The 15,055-nt window shown below is 56.4% G+C and carries 12 protein-coding genes and 3 tRNA genes; 5 read left to right on the top strand and 10 right to left on the bottom strand.

The features are described 5' to 3' along the window. Nucleotides 1–6: 6 nt before the first annotated feature. From A3L10_RS04575 to A3L10_RS04545, 7 genes are all read right to left on the bottom strand, one after another. Nucleotides 7–444 carry a NusA-like transcription termination signal-binding factor gene (locus tag A3L10_RS04575; protein WP_088179997.1) on the bottom strand — a complete coding sequence of 146 codons (438 nt, stop codon included), beginning with the start codon at nt 442–444 and terminating at the stop codon, nt 7–9. Continuing rightward, nucleotides 444–752, bottom strand: a complete 309-nt coding sequence (locus A3L10_RS04570; protein ID WP_088179998.1) for a 50S ribosomal protein L30e — start codon at nt 750–752, stop codon at nt 444–446. Before A3L10_RS04570 ends, A3L10_RS04575 begins: the two co-directional genes overlap by 1 nt. 13 nt (nt 753–765) lie before the next feature. Next, a complete protein-coding gene (gene rpoA2 / locus A3L10_RS04565; RefSeq protein ID WP_088179999.1) occupies nt 766–1,941 on the bottom strand; it encodes a DNA-directed RNA polymerase subunit A'' in 1,176 nt (391 codons plus the stop codon). Nucleotides 1,942–1,946: 5 nt separating this feature from the next. Further along, complete coding sequence (locus A3L10_RS04560) at nt 1,947–4,664, bottom strand: DNA-directed RNA polymerase subunit A' (protein ID WP_088180000.1); 2,718 nt, start codon at nt 4,662–4,664, stop codon at nt 1,947–1,949. 5 nt (nt 4,665–4,669) lie between these two features. Further along, the gene (locus tag A3L10_RS04555) at nt 4,670–8,038 is read right to left on the bottom strand and encodes a DNA-directed RNA polymerase subunit B (protein WP_088866588.1); all 3,369 of its coding nucleotides are present in this window, start codon (nt 8,036–8,038) and stop codon (nt 4,670–4,672) included. A 17-nt stretch (nt 8,039–8,055) separates the two neighbouring features. Next, nucleotides 8,056–8,304: a DNA-directed RNA polymerase subunit H gene (locus A3L10_RS04550; protein WP_088181520.1), complete on the bottom strand. Its 249-nt coding sequence runs from the start codon at nt 8,302–8,304 to the stop codon at nt 8,056–8,058. 626 nt (nt 8,305–8,930) lie between these two features. Then, nucleotides 8,931–9,007: transfer RNA gene (locus A3L10_RS04545), tRNA-Thr, on the bottom strand. 101 nt (nt 9,008–9,108) lie between these two features. Between A3L10_RS04545 and A3L10_RS04540 the strand changes: the two genes are divergently transcribed. Both A3L10_RS04540 and A3L10_RS04535 read left to right on the top strand, forming a co-directional pair. Continuing rightward, nucleotides 9,109–9,184, top strand: a tRNA-Asn gene (locus tag A3L10_RS04540). 5 nt (nt 9,185–9,189) lie between these two features. Continuing rightward, nucleotides 9,190–9,267 (top strand) — tRNA-Ile (locus A3L10_RS04535). Nucleotides 9,268–9,525: 258 nt separating this feature from the next. On the opposite strand, the gene gcvPB is transcribed toward A3L10_RS04535, so the two are convergent. Together gcvPB and gcvPA are read right to left on the bottom strand one after the other, a co-directional pair. Then, nucleotides 9,526–11,031, bottom strand: coding sequence for an aminomethyl-transferring glycine dehydrogenase subunit GcvPB (gcvPB, locus tag A3L10_RS04530; RefSeq protein ID WP_088866587.1), 1,506 nt, complete (start codon nt 11,029–11,031; stop codon nt 9,526–9,528). Next, entirely contained in the window at nt 11,032–12,372 is a 1,341-nt protein-coding gene (gcvPA, locus tag A3L10_RS04525; protein WP_088866586.1) for an aminomethyl-transferring glycine dehydrogenase subunit GcvPA, read from the bottom strand. It lies immediately after the preceding gene. Nucleotides 12,373–12,499: 127 nt separating this feature from the next. Here gcvPA and A3L10_RS04520 point away from each other — a divergent pair, with 127 nt between their 5' ends. Further along, nucleotides 12,500–13,177 carry an HAD family hydrolase gene (locus A3L10_RS04520; RefSeq protein ID WP_088866585.1) on the top strand — a complete coding sequence of 226 codons (678 nt, stop codon included), beginning with the start codon at nt 12,500–12,502 and terminating at the stop codon, nt 13,175–13,177. On the opposite strand, the gene A3L10_RS04515 is transcribed toward A3L10_RS04520, so the two are convergent. Then, the gene (locus tag A3L10_RS04515) at nt 13,169–13,453 is read right to left on the bottom strand and encodes a hypothetical protein (RefSeq protein WP_088866584.1); all 285 of its coding nucleotides are present in this window, start codon (nt 13,451–13,453) and stop codon (nt 13,169–13,171) included. The genes A3L10_RS04520 and A3L10_RS04515 overlap by 9 nt on opposite strands. Nucleotides 13,454–13,544: 91 nt before the next feature. Between A3L10_RS04515 and A3L10_RS04510 the strand changes: the two genes are divergently transcribed. Next, nucleotides 13,545–14,225: a metallophosphoesterase gene (locus A3L10_RS04510; RefSeq protein ID WP_088866583.1), complete on the top strand. Its 681-nt coding sequence runs from the start codon at nt 13,545–13,547 to the stop codon at nt 14,223–14,225. Between the two features lie 47 nt (nt 14,226–14,272). After that, nucleotides 14,273–15,031 (top strand): hypothetical protein, encoded by a 759-nt coding sequence (locus A3L10_RS04505; RefSeq protein WP_088866582.1) that lies wholly within the window; start codon nt 14,273–14,275, stop codon nt 15,029–15,031. The last annotated feature ends 24 nt before the right edge of the window (nt 15,032–15,055 follow it).

The following is a 15,055-nucleotide window of genomic DNA, read 5'->3' as shown; positions in this document are numbered from 1 at the left end:
ATCACCTCAAATTATGATCACATCTTGAATGCCGTGGTGTCTCTCCATCAACTCTTTCACGAGGTTGATGTTCTGGCCGCCCCTTCCGATGGCGCGAGGCTTGTCGCGCGGGCCTATGTCGAGGAGGGCGACCTTCTTACCATCACGCTTCTCAGTGATGTGGACCTTTTTAACCTTAACCCCGAGGCTCTTATAAATGTTCCTCAGGAACTCTTCGGGGTTCTCGGAGTGCTCGATGAGTTCTATGTCCTTCCCAAGCATGTTCTGGACGCGCTTGACGTTGGCTCCCTTCTTTCCAAGGGCCAGTCCCATCTCACCCTTCTTGATGACGTAGATGAGCCTGTTTCTGTTCGTGTCTATGAGGCAGTCCATGACGGTCGCTCCGGTCATGCTCTCGAAGAGCGCTATGAACTTGATCTGGTCGGTGTTGAGCTTGAGCGGCATTACTCCTTACCCCCAGCCAAGGCCAGTATCTTGCTCTCACCGGGGTCTATCACGGCGAGGGCCGAAACGGTGTGCGGCCTTCCGAGGAGGGTTCCGAGCTCGACGCTGGTTCCCTCGAACTCGTAAACCGGTATGCCGCTGAGCTTGGCGTAGTACTCGATGTCCTCCTTGATGTCCGGTCTGGCGTTCTTGGCCACTATGACCATCCTGGCCCCGCCCATCTTGGCGTACTGAAGGGCCTTCTTGGCTCCCATGATTATCTTTCCGGTCTCCTCAGCCTTCCTAAGTTCGAACGCAAAGTCAACCATTAACTACACCTCCCTACTCCCTTTTCGGTCTCAGGGGGAGATTCATTGCCAGTTTGACGATTCCCGTACCGACGGGCACGGGCTGTCCGATGAGGACGTTCTCGACGACACCGTTGAGCGGGTCGGTTTCACCCCTCTCAGCCGCCTCGAAGAGGTGCTGGGTGGTGATCTCGAAAGCAGCCCTGGCAAGCACGCTGGCCTTCTCCCCAACTATACCGTGCCTGCCTATGGGCAGTATCACGCCGTCGAGCGTCATCATATCGGCGACGAGCATGATGTGCCTGACGTCAACCTCAAGACCCTGCTCGCGCATCGTGTTGACAATTTCCTCGATGATGGCGTTTCTTGCCGCCTCGATGCCGAGCACCTCGGCGATCTCGTGGATGTTGTTGGTTCTGGTTCTCGTCGGATCAACGCCCGGGACCTTGATGACCTGCTTGAAGTTCGAGCCCTCGGTGTAGATGACGTACTCGTCGCCTTCCTTCCTTATGATGGTCTTTCCGACGCCCGAGAGACCCTTAAGGCGGTGCTTTTTAACCTTTTCGGAGAGCCTCCTCAGGTCGGAGAGCTTGCCGACCTTCTTGGGGCGCATTATGACGGTGTAGCCGTCAACTTCAAATTCAGCGCTCTTGAAGGAGCTCTCCAGCTTCCTCTGAATCCTCTCCATGTCGAGACCGGCCTTCTCAAGCCTCTCCGGGTCTATATCAACTATGAACTCGAAGTTGAGGATGTCTATGCTCATCTCTCTTGCGAGGTTCTCAAGGCTCGTTCCCTCAATGCGTCTCGCAACTTCTAGGGCTTTCTCCCTATCATAACGGTGCTTCTCGTCGAGGTAGACGGTCATGATTGGCGTTGATGGGTTCTTTCTGGCATCAACGATCTCGATGATTCTCGGCAGACCGAGGGTGACGTTGATTTCAGCAACTCCTGCGTAGTGGAAGGTGTTGAGGGTCATCTGCGTTGACGGCTCACCGATGGACTGCGCGGCGACTGTTCCTATTGCCTCGCCCGGCTCGATGAGGGCCCTCTGATACTCCTTGACGGCCTCGTCTATGATGGCCTGAACCTCGGCCTTCTTGAGCTTGTACTTCTTGTTGTACTCGATGAGCTTGTTGTAGAGCTCTTCCTTGATGTTGTCGGGAAGCTCGGCCTTGTCAACCATGCTCTTGATGGTTTTTGCGGCGACCATCTATCTCACCCCTTCCCCCTCACTTTGAGCAGGGTTTTTACAATCACCCTATCAACGTCCACGGTCTTGCCTCCCCAGCTCTTCATTGGGTCTATTCCGTCCTCGCCGTACTTGAACTGGACGATGATTCCGGTCGGGTCTCTGACGGTTCCGTCGTAGTCCACCTTGAGGTCCTGGAGCGCGTTGATGAGCCTCCTCTGCATGTAACCGCTCTGGGCGGTCCTGACGGCCGTGTCGACCAGTCCCTCTCTACCACCCATCGCGTGGAAGAAGTACTCCTGCGGGGTTAGACCGCTCTTGTAGGAGTTGGTAACGAATCCCTTCGCCCTGGCTCCCAAATCACCGGGTTTGAAGTGCGTGAGAACCCTTCCGCGGTAGCCGCGATAGAGCCTCTTTCCACGGATGGACTGCTGACCGAGCATCGCCGCCATCTGGGTGATGTTGAGCATCTTACCCCTCGCACCGGTCTTGGCCATTATGACTGCGTGGTTGGTCATACCAAGGTACCTCTCGGCAACCTTACCTGCGTTGTCACGCGCCTCGGCCAGAACGGCCATTATGTTGCTCTCCAGGGTCTCTTCGAGGGTCTTACCCGGCAGCGGCTCGAGCTCGCCGTTCTTGTACGCCTCTATGAGCCTGTTAACCCTCTCCTCAGCCTCGCGTATTATCTCGTGAATCCTGTCGAGGGCCTCACTCGGAAGGTCCTCGTCGTCTATCGCGGTTGTGAAGCCCTTGTGCGTTATGACCCAGATCGCGAGCTTGGTGACCTGGTCGAGGAACTGCCTCGCCCTCTCGACGCCGTACTCCCTCACTATGAGGTCGAGGAGCTTTCCGTCCTCCCTTCCGTAGGCCTTCTTGTCTATCGCACCGCTGAGGAGCTTTCCGTTGAGGATGTAGGTGAAGCCGTCGTAGGCGAGCTTTCTGACCTCCTCCTCGTCGGGGATGAGCTTCTCCTCTATAAGCTTCTCGAGAGCCTCGCAGCGCTCCGGCTCGTCGCAGAGCTTGTTGCGGTACCAGATTGTGAGGTCGTCCGGCAGGAGGAGGGAGAATATGACCTTTCCACTCCAGAGTTCGACGCCGTTCTCGACCTTGTCAGGTTTCGGAAGCTTGTCCACGTCAACGCCGGCGAACATGAGCATCTGCTCGACCTCTGAGCGGGTGAAGTAGGCGCCCTCGCGCGTGAGCAGGTAGCCGCCGGATATGTGGTCCTGGATTCCTGCGATGAGCGGGCCACCGTAGCGCGGCGAGATGATGTGATTCTGGACCTCCATGAGTATCTTTGCCTCGGCCTGAGCCTCCTCCGTCTGCGGCACGTGGAGGTTCATCTCGTCACCGTCGAAGTCCGCGTTGTACGGCGGGCAGACGGCGAGGTTGAGGCGGAAGGTTCTGTAGGGCATAACCCTAACGCGGTGGGCCATTATACTCATCCTGTGAAGGGACGGCTGCCTGTTGAAGAGGACTATGTCGCCGTCCAGCAGGTGTCTCTCAACCGTCCAGCCCAGGTCGAGCTTCTCTGCGATGAGCTCGAGGTTGTTCTCCATGAGGCGGATTCTCCTTCCTTCGGGGTCTATAACGTAGTTAGCGCCCGGATACTTCTCGGGCCCGTTGAGGACCATCTTCTTGAGCTTCTCGAAGTTGAACTCGGTGACCTTCTCTGGAACGGTGAGTTCCATAGCTACCGCTATCGGAACGCCGACCTCGTTGATGCTTATCATCGGGTCGGGGCTGATGACCGTACGGGCAGAGAAGTTGACACGCTTACCGCTGAGGTTTCCACGGAAGCGTCCCTCCTTACCCTTGAGCCTCTGTGCCAGGGTCTTGAGGGGCCTTCCGCTCTTGTGCTTGGCCGGCGGAATGCCTGAGGTCTCGTTGTTGATGTATGTGGTGACGTGGTACTGGAGGAGGTCCCAGAGGTCCTCGATGATGAGCTGCGGCGCACCGGCCTCGATGTTGCTCTTAAGGCGGTTGTTGATACGGATGATGTCAACGAGCTTGTGGGTGAGGTCGTCTTCAGCCCTAATGCCGCTCTCGAGGGTGATGGACGGTCTCATGGTAACCGGCGGAACCGGCAGAACCGTGAGGACCATCCACTCCGGCCTGGCCTTCTCCGGGTGCAGGCCAAGGAGGTGCAGGTCCTTGTCGGGTATCTTCTCAAGCCTGTCCCTGACCTCGCTTGGCATCATCCTGTGCTTGTACTCGTTGCCCTCCTCGTCCTTCCTGAGCTCCCAGTAGATGGTCGGCCTCTCGAACTTGACCGGGAACTGCGGGGCACCGCAGTGCGGGCAGACCATCCTCTCCTTGGCCTTCTTGTGAATCTCCTTGATGAGCCTGTCCTTGGCCTTCTTCCTGTCGCCCATGACCTCGAACTTGTGGGTGTACTCCTCTATCTCCTCCTCGGTGAGCTTTATCCTTCCGCACTCGCGGCAGGTGCTCTCCAGAACGCGGTGGATGGTCTTGGCGAATCCGACGTGGATGATCGGCCTGGCCAGCTCGACGTGGCCGAAGTGACCGGGACAGTCTCCGGCGCGCGCTCCACAGGTCTCACAGCGCAGTCCCGGGTCGATGACACCCAGCCTCTTGTCCATGAGGCCGCCCTCTATCGGGTAACCGTCATCGTCGTAGGTGTCCGGGACGGTTATCTCGGCCGCGCTCATCTTTCTGATTTCCTGGGGTGAGAGGATTCCGAACTCAATACTCCCGATGACCTTTTTCATCGACTGCATGGCAATCACACCCTGTCAACTATATTGAGAGACGGCCTTATTCCCATCGCCTTCAGCTCGTCCAGCAGCAGCTTGAAGGCGTAGCTCATCTCCACCTTGCTTATCTTTTCTTCCTCTCCGCAGACCGGGCAGTAGACCTTTCCTCTGCGCTTGTCCTCGAGTGCTAGGTGTCCGCAGCTCTCACAGACCCATACCTCGGTCTTATCGCTCTCTTCGAGCAGTCTCTCTATGAGCAGCATCGCAGCACCGTGGCCGATGAGGACGTCACGCTCCATCTCACCGAACCTGAGACCACCTTCCCTGGCCCTTCCCTCGGTCGGCTGCTTGGTAAGAACCTGAACCGGACCTCTCGAGCGCGCGTGCATCTTGTCGGCAACCATGTGGTGGAGTCTCTGGTAGTAGATGACGCCCACGAATATGTCCGCTTCAAGCCTTCTTCCGGTTATGCCGTCGTACATGACCTCTCTTCCGCTGTGCTTGAAGCCGAGCTCCTCAAGCTCCTTCCTGAGCTTCTCCTCCGGCTCTCCGATGAAGGCGGTGCCGTCAACTCTCCTTCCCTTCAGTGCCGCGACCTTTCCGCCGATGGCCTCTATGAGCTGTCCGACGGTCATACGGCTCGGGATACCGTGCGGGTTAACGATGAGGTCTGGAACAATTCCGCTCTCGGTCCAGGGCATGTCCTCCTGCGGGACGATGAGGCCTATGACACCCTTCTGACCGTGCCTCGAAGCAAACTTGTCTCCAAACTCGGGAATACGGAGGTCCCTCACGGTAACTTTGACGAGCTTGGTTCCGTCGCCCGTCTCGGTCAGGATAACCTTGTCGACGATGCCCCTCTCGCTTGGCCTGACAGCAACGCTCGTTTCGCGCCTCTCCTGGAGGATTATACCTCCGAGGCCGCTCTGCTCCTCAAGGAACCTCGGCGGTGAGGTTCTTCCAACGAGGACGTCCTTGCCGGAGACCTTTGACTCCGGGAAGATTATACCGTCCTCGTCGAGGTGCCTGTAGTACTTCTCGCCGAGATAACCCTGGATCGTCGGGTCTGGAACCTCGAAGCGGTCGGTCTGACCACCGAGGTACCTCTTCTCCTCGGCCTCGTAGGTTCTGAAGAAGGTTGAGCGAGCAAGACCGCGCTCTATGGAGGCCTTGTTCATGATGACCGCATCTTCCATGTTGTATCCGCCGTAGCTCAGCACAGCGACCACGAAGTTCTGACCGGCAGGCCTCTCCTCGAAACCGACGGCCTTCATTATCCTTGAGTTGACGAGCGGAACCTGCGGGTAGTGCATGAGGTGCCCGCGGGTGTCAACGCGAATCCTGAAGTTGGCCCAGCCGAGACCGAGGCTCTGCTTGGCCATACCTGCGCCGTAGGTGTTACGCGGTGCCGCGTTGTGCTCCGGGTACGGAACGAGTGAAGCAGGAATACCGAGTATCGCAGCGGGCATAAGCTCGAGGTGGGTGTGCTCTTCGGTGACCTCCCACGGCCAGGTGGCAACGTAGGCGTTCTCCTCCTCCTCTGCATCGAGGTACTCGATGACGCCCATCTTTACGAGCTCACTCCAGGTCAGGGTGCCGTTCTTTATTCCCTCGATGTGCTCCTTGGTGAGCTTCGGCTTGCCGTTCTCGACTATGATGAGCGGTCTCCTGACGCGGCCGTCATCGCTGTTGACGTATATCTCCCTGACCTCCTCGTCCTGGTAGAGGGCGACGTTTATAACGTCGCTTATCCTTCCGCTTCTCCTGTCGGTTCTTATTCTGTTCACGAGCCCCTCTCCATCCTCCACGGTTCCTATCAGAACTCCGTTGAGGTAGACGCGCCAGAGCTCAGGGTTCGGTCTCTGCTCCTCTATCGGGATAACGCCGAGTCTGCTCAGATAGTCCCTGGCCTCTTCCTCCGGAATTCCGGTGGTTATCTGAGCCATGAGGGAGAGGTTCTTGACAAGACCACAGTTCGGACCTTCCGGAGTTTCCGTCGGACATATCCTACCCCAGTGGGTTCCGTGAAGGTCACGCGCCTCGAAGTGGGGCTGATCCCTGCTGAGCGGGGAAGTAACGCGCCTGAGGTGAGAAAGGGTTGACATGTAGTTGGTTCTGTCCAGAAGCTGGCTCACACCGGTCCTTCCGCCCGGCCATGCGCCGGTAGCGAGGGCGTGTTCTATCCTCTCGCTGAGGACGTCCGGTCTTATCGAGTTTCTCACAAAGCGCTGGATGTTCTCGAAGGTGTAGCGCTCACCCTTTCTCTGGTATGTTTTGGTCATCTGGTACTGCATGTCCTTGACCAGCTGACCAAAGGCAACACGGAAGAGGTCCCTCAAAAGGTCTCCAGCGAGCTTAAGCCTCTTGTTGGCGTAGTGGTCCTTGTCGTCCTCGCCACGGAGTCCGAGGGAGAGCTCCAGAACCTTGAGGGCCATCATGCCGAGGTAGTAAGCCTTCGCGCTCCTGTCCTTCTCCTCAACGCCCATGTGGGGCAGGAGGTTGTTGTCTATTATGTGCTGGGCCCTTCTGAGCCTGTACTCCTTCGGCTGGCCGGGGAGGGCGAGCTTTCCTATGTAGTCGAGGGCGTCCTCCTGGGTTGTTATGTCGCTTGCGTCCTCAAGGTTGTCGAAGAGAACCTGCTGTATGCGCGGGTCGTCACTCACAGCTTCGACGATTTCCTTATCGCTGAGAACGCCCAGCGCGCGCATGACGTAGACGAACTTGACGGGTCTTGGAACGTTCGGGATGTTGACGTAGAGAATTCCGTCCTTCCTTCTCTCGACGGTTATTAAAGCCCTGTAGCCGTGCCTGTAGGAGAAGCACTTGGCTATCACCCTGTTCTGCCTCTCGTCCCTCTCAACCAGGGTTTTGTTCGGGGCGAGGTCCTCGATAGAAACTATAACCCTCTCGGAACCGTTGATGATGAAGTATCCTCCCGGATCCTTCGGGTCTTCGCCGAGCTTTATCAGCTCTTCGTCGCTGAGACCGTAAAGCCTGCACGCCTTGGATTTGAGCATTATCGGAAGCTCTCCGATGCGAACCTCGACGGCCTCCTGGGCGATACCGTTGACGACGGGAATGAGCTCGAGGTACAGCGGGGCCGAGTAGGTGAGGTTCCTTATGCGGGCATCCATAGGATAGAGGGGCTTCCTCTGCCCCTGGGCTTCCTGGAATTCGGGCTCGCCGAGGCGAACCTTTCCAAACTTAACCTCGAAGTCGGGAATGTCCGGCTTGATGCCGCCGAACTCGTCTATGACCTTCTGCATCCCGTAGTCTATGAAGGCGTTGTAAGAGTCAAGGTGCTGTCTAACCAGTCCCTTCTCCTTCCAGTATGCCTCCATAACGAGCCAGAGGTCGTCGGGAGTAACATCAACAACGGTTGGTCCTCTCGATGCCATAATCTCACCTCACAGAATCAGTCCTCAACCACCAGGCGGTAGTAGTAATAGTAGCCCGCCGTCGGGCTCTTCCTCTTGATCTCAAGAACGTCTCCGGGCTTTGCGCCGAGAGCAACAACAGCAGGGTCCGAAGCCTTGATCTGCGGAAGCTGGGAAATCCTAATTCTGTACTTTCTGAGGAGTTCGGCCTTCTCCTCCTCGCTGAGTATTCTGTGCTCAGGAACCAGCTCGTGAGTGAATATATCAAATTCTTTTTTCGCCGCCACCGAGAATTGCCCCCTTAACATTTTTTAGAACGATTATCACTACCTCCCACCTGCGGGTTTCGGTATATAAGCTTTTCGAGTGATAACTCGCTCACAGGGGTTTATATCGGTTACGAAAAGTTTAAGAACATTTTTCATGTCGAAAAGCTACCTTGATGCACCCTTATGTTCATCTCTCCTGGGAAAGGCTTATAAAGGCTCAGCACGGGTTCGATGTTCGAACTTCTTGAAAACTGACTAAACTCCCCAAACCTGCTGGAGTTTTGACATCTTTTACTGAAAAAGATTGTTGTTATGATATCTTTCAGAAGTCTTAATTGCCATATTCCGACAAAACATGGGTAAAACTTGGTCGGTTTTTTGTAAAAATTGAGGAAATAAGAGGCCTCTAAATCCTGAATGTGCCCCTATGAGAGTGTATCCACGCGAACTGCCAAATCTTGTGCCTTAATTGCTGAAAATCTTGACGCTTCCTAGCTCTGCTTGCCACCTACTGGACTAGCAGTCAACAAAGATCCTCGGAAATTTTATGATTTTTTGGGACAGATCCAACCTAACTCAAAGAAGCCCTTCAGAGGGATCACGACCTTTTGGTCAAACTTTTGCAGAGCAAAAGTTTGTTGGAGTGGAGCCCCGGGCGGGATTTGAACCCGCGACCGGCGGATTACAAGTCCGCCGCCCCGCCAGGCTAGGCTACCGGGGCACGGTTTTAAGAGAGCTAGCGTGGAATATAAAGTTTTCTCTCCAGCCTGGCCATCACCGTAAGTTTTATAAATCCCCCCTGTATTCCCTACATTGGGTCGTGCCGCCGTAGCTTAGTCGGTAGAGCGCCGGACTGTTAATCCGGCGGTCCCCGGTTCGAGTCCGGGCGGCGGCGCCATCAGTGGGCCCGTAGCTCAGCCTGGTCAGAGCGCGCGGCTCATAACCGCGTGGTCGGGGGTTCAAAGCCCCCCGGGCCCACCATGAAACTCTTCTGAAAAACGCTGTCTGAGTGGATAAACCTCGTTTGGTGGGTACTGCTCCCAGAAGTGCTTTTTTGAGTGGAAGCCCCGTCATTGGCGGAATACGTTCAACTTCCCTCCGGAAGCCCGCCATACCTAAAAGAACCCCTTGGCTGACACCTCGTGCTCCTCAACGACGTTCTCATGATGAGAGGGTGAGTAATCGAGGCCAGAAATGGAGAAAAGAACAACCAAAAAAGGAGAGATAATGGTGGCTGGTTCAGATGTCGACCTCTCCCTTTTCCTTCAGCTCCCTGTACATGCGCCAGGTGATTATCGGCCTCTTGGCGGCTAGAACGTCGTCCACCCTTCTCACGGCGGCGTTGTGAGGTGCGCTCTTGACGATCTCCGGGTTGCTGTAGGCCTCCTCGCTTATCCTCTTGAGGGCCTCGACGTACGCCTCGAGTTCCTCCCTGCTGACGGTCTCTGTTGGCTCTATCATTAGGGCCTCGTGGACTATCAGCGGGAAGTATATGGTCGGCGCGTGTAGGCCAAAGTCTAGGAGCCTCTTCGCCACGTCAAGGGCCTTAACCCCCGTTTCCTTCTTCATGGGCTCGGCGCTGAACACAACCTCGTGCTTCCTGAGCTCCTTGTGGGGCAGCTCGTAGCCGCGGGTGCCCTTCAGCTTCTGGGTGATGTAGTTGGCGTTGAGAACGGCTATCTCGCTGACCTCCCTGAGGCCTTCCCTGCCCATGACTTTGAGATAGGTGAGTGCGCGCACCATCACCGCGAAGTTGCCGTAGAGCTCCTTCACCTTCCCTATGCTCTTGGGCACGTTGTAGTCGAGGTAGTAACCGCGCTCCTCGTCGTATCCCACGAGCGGAACCGGCAGGTAGTCCTTGAGGAAGTCTTTGACGCCGACCGGCCCGCTGCCGGGACCGCCGCCGCCGTGCGGGGTTGAGAACGTCTTGTGCAGGTTGAGGTGAACTACATCAAAGCCCATATCCCCTGGTCTGACCTTTCCGAGGACCGCGTTGAGGTTTGCCCCATCGTAGTAGAGAAGCCCACCTGCCTTGTGGACTATCCTCGCTATCTCGAGTATCTCGTCCTCGAAGATGCCCAGGGTGTTGGGGTTCGTGAGCATCAATCCGGCGGTTCTCTCGCTCACGGCGTTCTCCAGCGCCTCGAGGTCAACGGTTCCGTTCTCGTTGGAGGGTATCTCGATGACCTTGAAGCCCGCCATGGCGGCGCTCGCCGGGTTCGTTCCGTGGGCGGAGTCTGGAACGAGCATCTCCGTCCTCTGGGTGTCTCCCCTGTCGAGGTGGTAGGCCCGAATGACCATTACTCCGGTGAACTCGCCGTTGGCTCCGGCAGCAGGCTGAAGGGTGAAGCGGTCCATGCCGGTTATCTCCTTCAACCACTGCTCCAGCTCCCACATTATCTTTAGCGCTCCCTGAACGGTTCTCTCGTCCTGGTAGGGGTGGACGTAGGCAACTCCCGGGTGGCCGGCTATCTCCTCGTTTATCTTGGGGTTGTACTTCATGGTGCACGAGCCGAGCGGATATATGCCCGAGTCAACGCCGTAGTTCATCTCGCTTAAGCGGGTGTAGTGCTTGACGACCTCCGGCTCGCTCAGCTGGGGAAGGTTGAGGGGGCTCTTTCTCTTCAGCTTCTCTGGAACCTCAACGCTGACGTCCTCAATCGGTTTCGGCATGGTGTAGCCGATCCTTCCCTCGCGGGAAAGCTCGAAGATGAGCGGCTCATCCCATTTAGCCTGGCGGAACATTCAGGCCACCTCCTTGAGGGCCTCTATGAGGGCATCGACCCATTCCTTCCTCGTCGTTTCGGTGGCTGCGAAGAGGGCGCTCTCTCCCAGCTCCGGGAAGTGCTCCCCTATGTAGTAACCGCCGTGGATGTTCCTCTCGAGAAGGGCCCCATGTATCTCATTGTAGGGCTTGCCGAACCTCACAAGAACGTCCTTGAAGTTGACGCCCTCGAAGGGAACCTCGGCAACCTCTGAAAGCCTCTTCTTGAGGTAGGCGGTGTTCTTGAGGATGACCTCTCCGAGCTCGGTTAAGCCCTTCGGGCCAAGGGTCGCGAGGTGTATCGCCGCGGCAACCGCCACTAGGGCTTCGTTTGAACAGATGTTCGAAGTTGCCTTGGCGCGCCTTATGTGCTGCTCCCTGGTCTGGAGGGTCATGACGAAGGCCCTCTTCCCGTCGGCGTCTTTGGTCATTCCGATTATCCTTCCCGGCATCTGCCTTACCAACTTCCTGTCGTTCTTAACCGCGAATATCCCCGCCCTCGGGCCGCCGAAGTTCATCGGGTTTCCGAAGTAGGCTGCCTCTCCAACGACGACGTCGGCTCCGAGTTCTCCGGGCGCCTCCACCACACCGAGGATCGTTGGATCGACGCCGACCACGAAGAGCGCTCCCGCGTCGTGGGCGATTTCGCCGATGGTGATGAGTTCCTCCTCGAGCATTCCGAAGAAGTTTGGAATCTCTACGTATACTCCGGCGGCGCCGTCAACCGCCTCCTTGAGCTTCTCGATGTCCACCTGGCCGTTTTCATTCCAGTCCACGTACTCTATCTCGACCCCCGGACCCGCGGTGTAGGTGTGCAGAACCTTTCTCTTCTCTGGACTGAGGGCCTTCGGGACTACGAATTTGTTCCTTCTGGTAACCCTGGCGCTCATCAGGGCCGCCTCGGCCATGGCGGTTCCCCAATCATACATTGAGGCATTGACTATCGGAAGGCCAACGAGTTCCGCGATGAGGCTCTGGTACTCGAAGAGGGCCTGGAGCATGCCCTGGCTTACCTCAGGCTGGTAAGGGGTGTAAGCCGTCAGGAACTCGCTCCTCTCGATGAGGTACTTCACGTGGGCTGGAACGTAGTGGAAGTACGTCCCGGCTCCGAGGAAGCTGGGCATCTCAAGAACGGTTCTGTTTTTGGAGAGAACCTCGTTGAGTTCAAGAAAAACCTCGTATTCGCTCTTACCCTCCGGAAGGTTGAACTCCTTGACCATGCCTTTGGGAACGTCGGAAAAGAGGTCCTCAACGGAGGCGAAACCAATCTCCTTGGCAAGTTCTTCCTTATGCGCAGCGTTGGGGAGGTAATGCCTTCCCATGCCTATCACCCTCTAGCTTTAAGACAGTCGGGGGAAAATAAGGTTGGGATTGTTATATGCTTTGTGTTCGGGCCCAAAAAAGAAAAACCCTTAAAGCCCCGATTGGAGAGCTTTGGGAGGGGTCATCATGATAATAGCCTTCGACTTCGACGGAACGCTGGCGGACACTTACTCGTGCATCGAGGAGGCCTTCAGACGGACTCTGGAGAGGCGCTACCGCTGGCTGCCCTTCAAGGGCTTCTGGGCCAAGGCCCTCACGAAGCTTGAGAACTACTTCGAGAGACCCACGTTCGGTAGCCACAAGAAGACCTCAAAGCCCCCCTTCTTTCTGCGCACGAAGTTCTTCGAAACCTGGTTCGAGGAGAGGGCAAAGCTGAGCAAACCCCTCGACGATGCCCCGGAACTGCTGAAGAAACTCAAGGAGGATGGCCACACGGTCATCTCCTTCTCGGCGGAGGACTTCATTGACGGCATGAAGGTCCGAAGGCTCAAGGAGATGGGCATCTACGACCTATTCGACGACGTTATAGTTTTCGGCCGCGAGATGACAATAGACGATGCCTTCAGAAAGGTTCGGGAGAAGTACGGGGACGAAATATTCGTCTGGGTGGATGACAAGCCCTGGCGCTTCATAGGGCACGGCGATGAGAACACGGAGTACGTCTGGTACTACTTCCCGTTCAGTGCGAAGTTCGTTGAGAAGAACCGCGAGAGGCTCGCCTTAATTCCGCACCTCCACGTGATAAGGGACCTGTGGAGCATATTCGACGTTATAGAAAGGATAAAGCAGGAGCGCTCATCCTGAGTCCGCGTTGGTGTACTCGATCGTGTCCTCGACGAACTCGTCGTAGGTTTCCTTGTCAACCTCCTCGAGCTCCATCGTGAACTCCCTTCCCAGGGCCCACCTCACGGCCACCTCTCCCATGTTCGTTTCCGCCATCACCAGGCCGAAGGGCAGATCTCCCGCCCAGTGGTGCTTTGAGAACTCGATGGAAAAGCCATTTCTTTCCAGCTCTCTCAGTATGAGTTCGTACGTTTTGACCGGCCCGTGCGGGCTCCTCACGAATCCAACATAGGGCATTTTTACTCACCATTGTACCCTTTGTGGACAGATTTAAAACCTTTTCGGTTGGCCTAACAAAGTTTAAAAGCCGAAGGCCAAACTCCAACACATGAGACCCACACCGCTACCGGGCAAGGCGCTGAAACTCGGGAGGGCGCTCATCATAGCGGACCTCCACCTCGGCTACGAGATCAGCATGGCCAGGGAGGGCTTTTACCTGCCCCGAGTGTTCAACGAAGTCGTTGGAAGGCTGAAGTCCCTCCTCGAGCGGGAAAGGCCGAAAACCCTCGTCGTGGACGGCGACCTTAAGCACTCCTTCATTCCCGAGTGGAGAGAAAGAGAGGAGCTGAAGGCATTTATTGAGGAAATTGCCCCCTTCGTCAATGAACTTGTGTTGGTGAGGGGGAACCACGACGTGGGAACGCTCTGGCTCAGGGAGCTGGGCGTTGAGATCGTTGATGAGTTCGAACTCGCCGGATGGAAGCTGGTTCACGGTCACAAACTCGTCGATGGGGAGCGCTTCATCATAGGGCACGAGCATCCATCGATACGGCTCCGGGATGAGGTGGGGGCGCTCGTCAAGGTGCCCGTCTTCCTGATGGGTGAGAAACTGATAGTCCTGCCCGCGTTCAGCCCATGGGCGTACGGAAACGACGTGCTCAGGGAGATAGTCTCCCCGTTCCTCAGGGCGTATGATGTCTCCAGCACGAGGGTTCTGGTCCCTCTGGACGAGGAGCTCCTGGACTTCGGCAGACTCACCGACTTGAGCAGGGTCTTGGGCTCGCTCTGATGCCAAGGTTTTAATACCGGGAGCTGAACTATTCTCCGGGTGATAGAATGAGAAAGAGGTACCTAGGAATCATCGGCGCGATGCTCGTTCTCATGGTTCTCGCTTCAGGATGCATCTCCTCTGGGGGAAGCAGCCCGAGTACTACCACAACGACGACCCCAAATCTGCCCTTCACGAAGGAGCAGCTTGAGAGCGCCGTTGCTGGGATAAAGAGCTATGAGTACGTCATGGACGTTAAAACGTACAACGGAACCAAACTCGTTGCGACGCTCCACTCCTCGGTTGCCATAGACAAGGAAAACGAGATGAAGTCCTCTGCCACCGTGGCCAACAAGACGGGGGAGATGGTCTATGCCGTCTATTATTACACCACCAAGGCCGGGTTTGTAACGCTGACGAACAAGAGCGGCCTCGTAAACTGGCAGTTTTCATGCTATGAGGAAGGTAAGGGGCCCGAGATGAACTCGACCCTTCTCGACAACCTGTGGAAGGATTTTCCACTCGAAAACGCGACCGTGACGACGGAGGGCGACTACTACATCATCACGGTTAACCACACAATCTGGAGCGAGGGCGGGAGCGAGAAGGACTACAGCGGTACCGTGACGGTTAAGCTGACCAAGGACCTCGTCCCGGTGGAGATAACCCAGAAGGCGTACTACAGGAAGGAAGACCAGAGATGGGTGGACGAGATAACGATAGAGATAAGGAACGTCAACGCGGTTTCGGTGAAACCCCCGGAGACCCTCGTGGACTACCTGGAGAGCCAGGGTCTGGACCTGGAGGAACTCCTTGGAAAATGCTAAACCTTTAAATTTTCAGCCCCCCAA

This window comes from Thermococcus radiotolerans (assembly GCF_002214565.1).
Taxonomy (GTDB): Archaea; Methanobacteriota_B; Thermococci; order Thermococcales; family Thermococcaceae; genus Thermococcus; species Thermococcus radiotolerans.
Note: the sequence above shows the minus strand (reverse complement) of the source record. Positions and strands in the feature narration are given on the sequence as shown.

Coding starts and splice junctions, on each gene's coding strand:
- A3L10_RS04515 (WP_088866584.1), bottom strand. CDS start 13,453: ATGCCCTATGTTGGATTCGTGAGGAGCCCGCACGGGCCGGTCAAAACG.
- rpoA2 (WP_088179999.1), bottom strand. CDS start 1,941: ATGGTCGCCGCAAAAACCATCAAGAGCATGGTTGACAAGGCCGAGCTT.
- A3L10_RS04510 (WP_088866583.1), top strand. CDS start 13,545: ATGAGACCCACACCGCTACCGGGCAAGGCGCTGAAACTCGGGAGGGCG.
- A3L10_RS04560 (WP_088180000.1), bottom strand. CDS start 4,664: ATGCAGTCGATGAAAAAGGTCATCGGGAGTATTGAGTTCGGAATCCTC.
- gcvPA (WP_088866586.1), bottom strand. CDS start 12,372: ATGGGAAGGCATTACCTCCCCAACGCTGCGCATAAGGAAGAACTTGCC.
- A3L10_RS04520 (WP_088866585.1), top strand. CDS start 12,500: ATGATAATAGCCTTCGACTTCGACGGAACGCTGGCGGACACTTACTCG.
- A3L10_RS04505 (WP_088866582.1), top strand. CDS start 14,273: ATGAGAAAGAGGTACCTAGGAATCATCGGCGCGATGCTCGTTCTCATG.
- A3L10_RS04575 (WP_088179997.1), bottom strand. CDS start 444: ATGCCGCTCAAGCTCAACACCGACCAGATCAAGTTCATAGCGCTCTTC.
- A3L10_RS04570 (WP_088179998.1), bottom strand. CDS start 752: ATGGTTGACTTTGCGTTCGAACTTAGGAAGGCTGAGGAGACCGGAAAG.
- A3L10_RS04555 (WP_088866588.1), bottom strand. CDS start 8,038: ATGGCATCGAGAGGACCAACCGTTGTTGATGTTACTCCCGACGACCTC.
- gcvPB (WP_088866587.1), bottom strand. CDS start 11,031: ATGTTCCGCCAGGCTAAATGGGATGAGCCGCTCATCTTCGAGCTTTCC.